Origin of the sequence: Streptomyces sp. NPDC086080 (assembly GCF_044540255.1) — a bacterium.
Classification (GTDB): domain Bacteria; phylum Actinomycetota; class Actinomycetes; order Streptomycetales; family Streptomycetaceae; genus Streptomyces.
This window is the reverse complement of record NZ_JBITRU010000095.1, coordinates 1-2631: the sequence shown is the minus strand read 5'-3', so window position 1 is coordinate 2631 and position 2631 is coordinate 1. Positions and strand designations below refer to the sequence as shown.

The window sequence follows — 2631 nt, the reverse complement described above, 5'->3', positions numbered from 1 at the left end:
AAGCCTCAAGAACTCCCATCATCGCAGGTCGCAAGGCTCTTCCTCGTTCCCGGAGAAGTTATCCACAGATGTCAGCCGGTGGATTCGGGCTCAGACGGTGTACGAGCACGCGTGGGAGATCCGCGACGAGTACGGGTATCGGGACTTCGCGGCTGGGGAGGCGGAGCTGCGGGAGTTTCTGGCGGCGCGGGTGTGGTCGTCGCTGGAGGGGCCGCGGGCCCTGTTCGACCGGGCGGTGGTGTGGCTGGTGAACAACCGGGTGCTGCTGCCGGGTATGACGTCGCTGGCCCGGATGGTGGCCGCGGTCCGCCAGGAGGAGAACGACCGGCTGCACGCCGCGCTGTACGAGGTGGTGCCGTACGAGCTGCGGACCGAGATGGTCCGGCTGCTGGAGGTGCCGGAGAAGAAGCGACATCTCCGACGCCCGGCTGTGGCGGACGAACACCGCGGCCGACTACGGGCCGCTCCAGCCGGTCTCGAACCACACCATCCGTCTGGACCGGATACCCGCACACTGGGGCGACATGCTCCGCGTGGCAGGCTCCCTGACCCTCGGCGAGGTCCGCGGGCACGACCTGATCCGCATGCTCTCCCGGGACGGCAAACCGACCGGACTGGGCGACGCCTTCGCCCACTACGGACGGATCTTCAAGACCCTGCACCTTCTCCAGTTCGTCTCCGACGAGGGATACCGGCGCATGATCGGCGCCCAGCTCAACGTCGCCGAGGCCCGCCACCGCCTCGCCCGGAAGATCTTCTTCGGGCAGCGCGGCGAACTGCGCCAGCACTACCGCGAGGGCATGGAGGACCAACTCGGCGCCCTCGGACTGGCCCTCAACGCCGTGGTTCTGTTCAACAGCCTCTACATCGACGCCGCCGTCAAACAGCTGGCCGCCGACGGCTTCCCCGTCACCGACGACCTGCTCGCCCGCCTCTCCCCACTCCAGTACGACCACATCAACTTCCTCGGCCGCTACGCCTTCACCCGACCGTCAGCACCAGGTCTGCGGCCGCTACGCGACCCGCACAGCGGCGACGAGACCGGAGACAGCGAGGACGAGTAGCTCAAGGCCCGTACAGTCGAAGGGGAGGTCCGGAGCCAGTTGCGATGGCTCCGGACCTCCCCTTCGGGAAGCGCATCGAGGGCTTCGCCAATCCTGACCGGCAATCCCACCGCGTCGACGTGGGGATCCGGTCTGGTGTGGAACCCGCCCCTGACAAGGGCGGAGCCCTCCGATAACAGCTATCCCGGCCACGGACGAAGGACGAAGGACGAAACCTAACGGCGTGACATGTAGAGATCTAGGGCCTTGTGCAGGACCTTGTTGAGCGGGTAGTCCCACTCGCCGAGGTACTCGATCGCCTCGCCTCCGCTGCCCACCTTGAAGCGGAGCAGTCCCAGCAGGTGGTTGCTCTCGTCCAGAGTGTCCGTGATTCCCCGGAAGTCGTAGACGCCGGCACCGAGTTCATGGGCGTCGCACATCATCTGCCACTGGATGGCGTTGTTCGGCTGGACCTCGCGCTTGCGGCTGGTGGAGGCGCCGTAGGAGTACCAGACGTGCTCGCCAACAGTGATCATTGTGGCGGCCGCTAGCAGCTCGCCCTCGTGGGAGGCGAGGTACAGACGCATGCGGTCGGGGTGCTCGGCCCTCAGCGCGTTCCACATCCGCTGGAAGTAGCCCAGCGGGCGAGGGATGAACCGGTCCCGCTCGGCAGTCTCGGTGTAGATCGCGTGGAAGGCGGCCAGATCCTCGTATCCACCCTGGACAACCTTGACGCCGGCCTTCTCCGCCTTCTTGATGTTGCGACGCCACTGTTGGTTGAGGCCTTGCCTGATCTCCTCCAGGGACCGGCCTGCGAAGGGGACCTGAAACGCATACTGGGGCTGGCCCGCGGCGAAGCCGTCCTCACCACCGGGCTCGGTCTGCTGCCAGCCCATCCGGCGCAGCCGGTCGGCAAGGTCGAAAGCACGCGGCTCATGCGCGGTGGCCTCCGCGTCCCGCAGCCGCCGGGCTTGCGGGTCCGCGATCGCGGCCTTGACCGCCTCAGCACTCCACCGGCGAGCCACGACAGGCGGCCCCATCTTCACCGAGAAGGCGCCCTGCTCCTTCAAGTGGGCGAGCATCGGCTTCAGCCACTGCTCGATGTCCGGTGCTGCCCAGTCGATCACCGGCCCCTCAGGCAGGTAGGCGAGGTACCGCTTCGTCTTCGGCAGCGGCCGCAACAGCACCAGCCCGGCCCCCACGAGGCGGTCCTCCTCGTCGAACCAGCCCAGACTCTCGGCCCGCCAGTCCGGCTTCACCTCCCCCCAAGAGGGCACCTGCGTGTGGCTTACAGAAGGCTGGGCCATGACAAAGGCCAGATGCTCTTCACGGGTGATCACCTTGAGGTGATACGTCATTCGCCGCGCTCCTTTGTTCGGCGGCCAAGTCTACGGAGACGACCCACACTGATGATCACGAACTCGACCTCGCACAAACGGTCCTTTGCGCGAGCAGATCAACAATCGCTCGCCGGACCCCCGCCTGTGACCTTCAGCCCGAATCCACCGGCTGACATCTGTGGATAACTTCTCCGGGAACGAGGAAGAGCCTTGCGACCTGCGATGATGGGAGTTCTTGAGGCTTCCAG

2 protein-coding genes and 1 pseudogene are annotated in these 2631 nt (G+C 66.3%); 2 read left to right on the top strand and 1 reads right to left on the bottom strand.

The genetic code is table 11. The features are described from left to right. Positions 1-82: 82 nt before the first annotated feature. Positions 83-295: pseudogene (locus ACIF9R_RS38170) on the top strand (DUF4158 domain-containing protein); the annotation flags it as partial. Positions 296-413: 118 nt separating this feature from the next. Beyond that, positions 414-1064 carry a Tn3 family transposase gene (locus tag ACIF9R_RS38165; protein WP_399987704.1) on the top strand — a complete coding sequence of 217 codons (651 nt, stop codon included), beginning with the start codon at positions 414-416 and terminating at the stop codon, positions 1062-1064. Between the two features lie 215 nt (positions 1065-1279). On the opposite strand, the gene ACIF9R_RS38160 is transcribed toward ACIF9R_RS38165, so the two are convergent. Continuing rightward, complete coding sequence (locus ACIF9R_RS38160) at positions 1280-2401, bottom strand: lipid II:glycine glycyltransferase FemX (RefSeq protein WP_399987702.1); 1122 nt, start codon at positions 2399-2401, stop codon at positions 1280-1282. Between the last annotated feature and the right edge of the window lie 230 nt (positions 2402-2631).